Origin of the sequence: Saccharopolyspora sp., assembly GCF_017434145.1 — a bacterium.
Lineage (GTDB): Bacteria > Actinomycetota > Actinomycetes > Mycobacteriales > Pseudonocardiaceae > Saccharopolyspora_C > Saccharopolyspora_C galaxeae.
On sequence record NZ_JAFRFW010000328.1, the window covers coordinates 1 to 6,900 of the forward strand.

Sequence of the window (6,900 nt, forward strand, 5' to 3'; positions counted from 1 at the left end):
CTGACCGAACCGGCCTCGGTGGTCGCCAAGGCGTGGGAGCAGGCCGAGCTGATCGGCCGCCGCGCCTACTACTACCGGCCGCGGCACGCGCTGATCACCGGCGCGGGCGCGATCGGCCTGCTCGGTGCGCTGCTGGGCGTGCAGCGCGGGCTGGACGTGCACGTGCTGGACCAGGTCACCGACGGGCCGAAGCCGGAGCTGGTGCGTGAGCTCGGCGCCACTTACCACACAACGCTGGACGACCTGGGTTGCGAACCGGACGTGGTGATCGAGGCGACCGGTGCCGGTGAGGTCGTGTTCGACGTGCTGCGCCGCACCGCGCGCAACGCGGTCACCGTGCTCACCGGCATCGCCGGGCACGAGCGGACGCTGCCGGTGCCCGCCGGGGCGATCAACGACGAGCTGGTGCTGGACAACGACGTCGTGGTCGGCAGCGTGAACGCGAACCTGCGGCACTACGAGCAGGCCGTGGGCGCGCTGCGGGACGCCGACCACGGTTGGCTGCGCAAGCTGCTCAGCCGCCGGGTTCCGCTGGGCGACTGGACCGACGTGTTCACCCGGCACGACTCCGACGTCAAGGTCGTCGTCGACCTGCAGGCTTGAGCCCGCCGACACGCCCGCGCACCACCCGATCAACCCACGCTCTGCCGGAGTGAACGGCCTGCTCGCCCAATCTAGTCGGACCAGCAGTCCGTTCACTCCATGGCCGATCGCTTCCGGCGGATGACGTCCGCGCGTGTCGGCACCCCGGCAAGCTCCGAGTGCAGCGGTCAGGAGACGTGGTCGGCGATGAAGGCGCGGATGCGCTCGGTGGAACAGGGGCGGGCGAAGAAGAAGCCCTGCCCGGTCTCGCAGCCGATGTCGGCCATCCGCCGCGCCTGCGCGTGCGTCTCCACGCCCTCCGCGGTGACGGTGAGCCCGAGCGTGTGCGCCAGGTCCACCAGCGTGCCGACGATCCGCGCGTCCACCGGATCGGCCCGCTCCGGATCGCGCAGCCCGGACATGAACGACCCGGCGATCTTGAGCTCGTGCACCGGCAGGTGCCGCAGGTAGGCCAGGTTCGAGTAGCCGGTGCCGAAGTCGTCGATGGCGATCCGCACGCCCATCTTGGCCAGCGTCCCCAGCGCCTCGATCGGCTCGTCGGCGGTGCCCATCACCGCGGACTCGGTCAGTTCGAGCTGCAACCGGCACGGTTCCAGCCCGGTTTCGCGCAGGATCGACTGCACGTCGGAGACCAGGTTCGGGTCGCGGGACTGGCGCACCGCCAGGTTGACGCTGACGAACGGGGCCGGCTCGCCGAACTCCTCGTGCCACTGCTTGGCCTGCCTGCACGCCTGGCGCAGCACCCAGCGGCCCAGCGGCACGATCAGCCCGGTCTCCTCGGCCAGGGCGATGAACCGGTCCGGGCCGAGCCTGCCCAGGTCCGGGTGCCACCAGCGGGCCAGCGCCTCCACCCCGACCACGCCGAACTCGCGCAGGCCCACCAGCGGCTGGTACTCCACGAAGAACTCTTCGCGCTCCAGCGCGGCGGGCATGGTCGCCGAGAGCCGGTACTGGGCGACTTCGGTGGCGTTGCGCTCCGGGTCGAACAGCGCCCACTGGCCCTTGCCCTCGGCCTTGGCCCAGTACAGCGTGACGTCGGCGTCGCGCATCAGCTCCGCGGCGCTCTGGTTCGCGATGCAGCGCTCGACGATGCCGATGCTGGCCGAGACGGACAGCTCGTGGCCGCCGATGCGGATCGGCTCGACCAGCGTGTCCAGGATCTCGTCGGCGACCTCGATGGCCTGCTCGGTGCTGGCCGAGTCCTCGATGAGGATCACGAACTCGTCGCCGCCCATCCGCGCGACCATCCGGTCGGCGCCGTGCACCGACAGCGCCAGCCGTTCGGAGACCGCGACCAGCAGGTCGTCCCCGACGTGGTGGCCGAGGCTGTCGTTGATCACCTTGAACCCGTCGAGGTCCATGTAGCACAGCGCGACCCGGTGCTCGGGCTTGCGATCGCGCATCGCGGCGGTGAGCCGCTCCAGGAACAGCGCCCGGTTCGGCAGCCCGGTCAGCGGGTCGTGCATCGCCTGGTGGCGCAGCCGGTCCTGGAGCATCTTGCGGTCGGTGACGTCCTCGATCATCGCCACCTGGTACAGCGGGAGACCGTCCTCGCCGCGCACCAGCGACATGATCAGTTCGGTCCAGGCGCGGCTGCCGTCCGGGCGGATGAACTGCTTCTCGATGCGGTACTGGTCGCGTTCGCCGCGGACGAGTTCTTCGTAGAGCCGCCAGACGCCCTCGGAGTCGGCCGGGTGCAGCAGGTCGTGCGTGGTCATCCGGCGCAGCTCCTCGGTGGGGCGGCCGAGGATGCGCCGCAGCGAGGAGTTGACCTCCAGGATGCGGCCGTTCATGTCCGCGATGCTGATGCCGATCGCGGCCTCCGCGAAGATCGCGCGGAAGCGGGCTTCGCTGGTGCGCAGCGCCTGCTCCACCGCGTCCCGGGCGTCGAGCACCGCCTGCCGGATGGCTTCCTGCTCGTCGAGCGTGCGCTTGCGCGCGGCGTGCACGAAGCCGGTGCACAGCGAGCTCTGCAGGGCGGACACGCGCTGCCTGCGGCCGGAGTCCTCGGGCAGGTTCAGCTCGGCCAGGAACCGTTCGCCGAGCAGGTCGACGCTGCGCGCCAGGGACTCCGCGCTGGTGAAGTGCACGGCCACCAGGTCGTCGCCCACGACGTGCGCGGGCGCGGGGTCGAACGGCTCGGACAGCAGGGCCGCGACCAGTTCGTCGGTGTAGCCCAGCAACCTGCCCTCGACCTCGGCGCTGGTCATCGGCACGTAGCTGGTGCCCATCAGGGACTGCGCCCAGACCGCGGCGAACCGGCGGCGATCGGTCCTGCTCACCGTCGAGTCCGCCGGTCGAGCGCTCGGCACCGGCGCGGTCCACCCGGTCATGCCCGTGGCGCCCCTCCACTCTCGGTCTTGGTACGGCGAATCCGCCCGGACCTCGTCGGTCATGCGGCGGCCCCTGGTCGTTCGGAGCATACGACCGGCTCCGCCGGGGGGTCGAACAGTCGCCACATCCCCACCCAGGGTAGTCATCCGCGTTGAACCAGCAGGGCAGGTTGGCCCAACGCGCGTGCGCCACCCGGCCGCAGCGAGTCGCGCACGAGCCGATGCTCACTCGTCCGGTGCAGCGCGGGTCGCGGAAAAGATGCGCGCCGTGCGATCTGCGGTTGAGATGTGGATCGGCGTTGTCCGGATTGCGCCATTGTGGTTGTTTTCCCACCCCGAGCCCGCGTAAGCAGTAAACGCTTCGCGATGGCGATCCCGGTACCGCCGGTGGCGGTCCCACCAGGCGACTACTCCCCGAGAGGTCCTGCTTCGATGACGCATCCGAGTGGACGTGCTCGCAACCGCGGGCTGATCTCCCTACTCTCGATCACCTGGGCCGGTGCTCTGCTGCTCGCCGCGCCCGCGCACGCCGGCAGTTCCCTTACCCGAACGGAGCAGGCGATGAGCTCTGCACAAAACGATCACGCGATGGGCTCGCAGATCCGCAAGCACGAAGGCGGCGGTGAGCAGGCCGCGCCGGAACGCGCGCTGCCGCTGGCCGCGGTCGAGGGCATCGACGTCAGCGGCCACCAGGGCAACGTGGACTGGCCGGCGTACTGGGGCCAGGGCAAGCGGTTCGCGTACGTCAAGGCGACGGAGGGCACGACCTACCGCAGCCCCTACTTCGCCCAGCAGTACAACGGTTCCTACGACGTCGGCATGATCCGCGGCGCCTACCACTTCGCGCTGCCGGACGTCTCCAGCGGCGCGGAGCAGGCGAACTACTTCGTCGACCACGGCGGCGGCTGGTCGCCCGACGGCAAGACGCTGCCCGGCGCGCTGGACATGGAGTACAACCCGTACGGCGACACCTGCTACGGGCACGACCCGGGGTCGATGACGGCCTGGATCAAGGACTTCAGCGACACCTACTTCGCCCGCACCGGGCGGTATCCGGTGATCTACACCAGCACCAGCTGGTGGAACCAGTGCACCGGCGGGGACTTCGGCGCGACGAGTCCACTGTGGATCGCGCGGTACGCGGACTCGCCCGGTGCGCTGCCCGCGGGCTGGGGCTTCCACACCTTCTGGCAGTACAGCTCGTCGCCGATCGACCAGAACTCGTTCAACGGCGCCTACGAGCAGTTGCAGGCGCTGGCCACCGGCTGAGCCCGGCGGCGCCGGGCCGCGGGCTCGGCACCGCGATTCCGCGAACCGGGCCCGCACCGGCACCGCCGGATGCGATGATCCCCGCGATGGGTGAGGACCGCGCGCGCAACCGCAGGGTGGGCTTGGCTCTCACCATCGCGCTGGCCGTGCTCTCGATGACCGGGGTGAGCACGGCGCTGCTGCTGTACGACCCGCGAGCCACCGGCGCGGACGCGCTGCGCACCGGAGGGCTCGCCGCGGGCTCGATCGTCGCGCTCTACGCGCTGTGGCTCAACGACCGCAGGCGCCGGGTGGAGGAACGCAGGCAGGAGCTGGACCAGCGCCGCCAGGAACTCGACCGGGAGCGCTACGAGCTGGAGCGGCAGCGCCAGGACCTGGAGGACCGCCGCACCGACCACGACCGCGACCGCGCCGACGACGAGCGCTTCGCCCGCGCCGTGGAGCTCCTCGGGCACGAGACCGACCAGGTGCGGGTCGGCGCCATGCACGCGCTGGCCGGGCTCGCGCGGACGCGCTCCCAGTACACCCAGACCGTGCTGGACGTGCTGTGCTCCTACCTGCGGCGGCCGTTCGACCATCCGAAGTGGATGGACCCGGAGGAACTCGCCGAATTCGCGGACCTGCCGCTGATCCCGCCGGAGATGGAGCGCGAGCGGCACGCGCGCCAGACCGCGCAGCGGCTGATCATCGAGCTGCTGCCGACCCGGGACGAGCCGGACCCGCCGACCTACGACCTGGACCTGACGCGCGCCTGGCTGGAGCGGTTCAACCTGTTCGACCGCGTGGTGGGGCGCATCGCGGCGTACCGCTGCCGGTTCCGGCACACCACGAACTTCAGCCGCGCGGTGTTCCGCGGTCACTTGGCGCTGCGGGATTCGGTGTTCCTGGGGCGGATCCGGGCGACGGAGGCGGTCTTCGAGCACGGCTTGCAATTGCGCGGCATCCGCGCGCTGGAGACGTGCGATTTCGACCGGGCGCGGTTCGAGCACGAGGTGGACTGGAAGCGGATGGATTGCGCGGCCAAGTGGTACGTGCGCGGGGCCGAGTTCGGCGCCGGCCTGGACCTGCGGCACGCGCGGTTGCACGGCGGGATCGCGCTGGGGCCGAACGAACCGGCCGGTGCGGTGCTGCTCGACGACTTCCGGGCGGGCACCGGATCCGACCTCCCGGCGTGGGCGACTCCGGAAACCCATGTGCCGCAACAGGAGAGTTCACGTGCGTAAGTTCGGACTGGCCGCGACCATCGCGTTCGCGGTGCTGGCGGTGTTCGGGGTGAGCCTGGCGCTGCTCGTCTTCGATCCCCGTGTCAACGGCGCGGACGCGCTGCGCACCGGTGGTTTCGCCGGGGGTTCGGTCGTCGCGCTGTACGCGCTGTGGCTCAACGACCGGCGCCGCCGAGTGGAGGAGAACCGCCAGGAGCTGGAGAGCAGGCAGACCCGGCAGGACCAGGAGCGGATCACCGACGAGCGGTTCGCCCGCGCCGTCGAACTGCTCGGGCACGACACCGATCAGGTGCGCGTCGGTGCGTTGCACTCGCTGGCCGCGTTGGCGAGCAACGACCCGGCACGCGCTCAGGCCGTGCTGGACATCCTGGGCGCGTACCTGCGACGCCCGTTCCAGCATCCGCACCGCGACGACCCCGTGGACCGCGACGCGGCGGAACGCGAGCTGCAGGTGCGGCGCACTGCGCAGCGCCTGATCGCGACGCTGCTGCCGCAGGCGACCGACACCGCGGCGCCCGCCTACGACCTCGACCTGACCAACGCCAAGCTGGAGTACCTCGACCTGTCCGGGCGGCGCATCGGCACGTTGACGGCTCGGCACGCGCGGATCTTCCGCGACATCAACCTGAGCCGGTGCGAGATCACCGGTCCGGTGTGGTTCACCCGCGTGGTCTTCGCCGACGACGGCAAGTTCCGCTGCAAGGACACCGTTTTCCACGACCGCGCCCAGTTCTCCGGTGTCGAGTTCGGCGGGCCCGCGGCGTTCGACCGCTCCGAATTCCGCGGGCGAGCCCGCTTCGACCAGGCGAAGCTGCACTCGGGCGTGACCTTCGACGGCGCCAGGTTCGCCGGGCCGCTCGAAAGCGACGGCGCCACGGTCGCCGACGCGGACCTGGATTCGCTGCTCGCGTTGACGACGCGCGCCTGCGCCGAGACCGAGTAGGTCGGGCCCGCGGCTGCGTCGGTGCGGGCCCGGCACCGTTCGCGGGCTGCGGTCACTCGGCGCCGCCGAGGGTGATCGGGGTGGCTGTCAGCGTCGAACCCTTGAGCACCTCGTCGGCTCGCCACGCAGCGGTCGAACCGCTCGACGAGCGGGGCGGACCGCGAAGTGAACGGACCGCTCGTCCCGATGGATCGAGGCGAACGGTCCGTTCACTCGGAGCCGAGCGGTCAGCCGAACAGCGCGGGAAGAGTGCCTTCCCAGGCCTCGCGGAGTTCGGCCAGCGGGACGTCGGCGACGTCCTGGAAGGCGGTGAGAACGGTCTGCCGATACTGGGCGAAGGCCTGCTCGTAGGCCGCCTCCGCCCCGCGCTTTTGCGCCCGGAGCTGACCCGCGTGGAAGATAGGCTGCAACAGGTTTGCGCCTAGGTTCCAGAGTTGCGTCCCCGGATCGAACAGATTTGCGGTGCGCGTGGCCGCGGAACCGTAGCTTCCGCTCAGCGTCAGCTGGGGAAACATGAGCGCCTCGGCGA

Annotated in this window: 5 protein-coding genes and 1 pseudogene; 4 read left to right on the forward strand and 2 right to left on the reverse strand. The window is 70.9% G+C overall.

What is annotated here, in order from left to right; genetic code table 11:
• Window positions 1-603, forward strand: a pseudogene (locus IJH84_RS09130) (theronine dehydrogenase); the annotation flags it as partial.
• Between the two features lie 167 nt (window positions 604-770).
• On the opposite strand, the gene IJH84_RS09135 reads toward IJH84_RS09130, so the two are convergent.
• The gene (locus IJH84_RS09135) at window positions 771-2,885 is read right to left on the reverse strand and encodes an EAL domain-containing protein (protein ID WP_295142670.1); all 2,115 of its coding nucleotides are present in this window, start codon (window positions 2,883-2,885) and stop codon (window positions 771-773) included.
• Between the two features lie 612 nt (window positions 2,886-3,497).
• On the opposite strand from IJH84_RS09135, the gene IJH84_RS09140 reads away from it, so the two are divergent.
• The 3 genes from IJH84_RS09140 to IJH84_RS09150 all read left to right on the forward strand — a co-directional run bounded on the left by IJH84_RS09140 (window position 3,498) and on the right by IJH84_RS09150 (window position 6,371).
• On the forward strand, window positions 3,498-4,205 hold the full coding sequence (locus IJH84_RS09140) for a lysozyme (RefSeq protein WP_295142673.1): 708 nt from the start codon (window positions 3,498-3,500) through the stop codon (window positions 4,203-4,205).
• Window positions 4,206-4,291: 86 nt separating this feature from the next.
• Complete coding sequence (locus IJH84_RS09145; protein WP_295142676.1) at window positions 4,292-5,428, forward strand: pentapeptide repeat-containing protein; 1,137 nt, start codon at window positions 4,292-4,294, stop codon at window positions 5,426-5,428.
• On the forward strand, window positions 5,421-6,371 hold the full coding sequence (locus IJH84_RS09150) for a pentapeptide repeat-containing protein (RefSeq protein WP_295142679.1): 951 nt from the start codon (window positions 5,421-5,423) through the stop codon (window positions 6,369-6,371). The genes IJH84_RS09145 and IJH84_RS09150 overlap by 8 nt, the downstream gene beginning before the upstream one ends.
• A 227-nt stretch (window positions 6,372-6,598) precedes the next feature.
• Here IJH84_RS09150 and IJH84_RS09155 read toward each other — a convergent pair.
• Window positions 6,599-6,900: TolC family protein (locus tag IJH84_RS09155; protein ID WP_295142682.1), on the reverse strand; the 302-nt coding region annotated here is incomplete at its 5' end.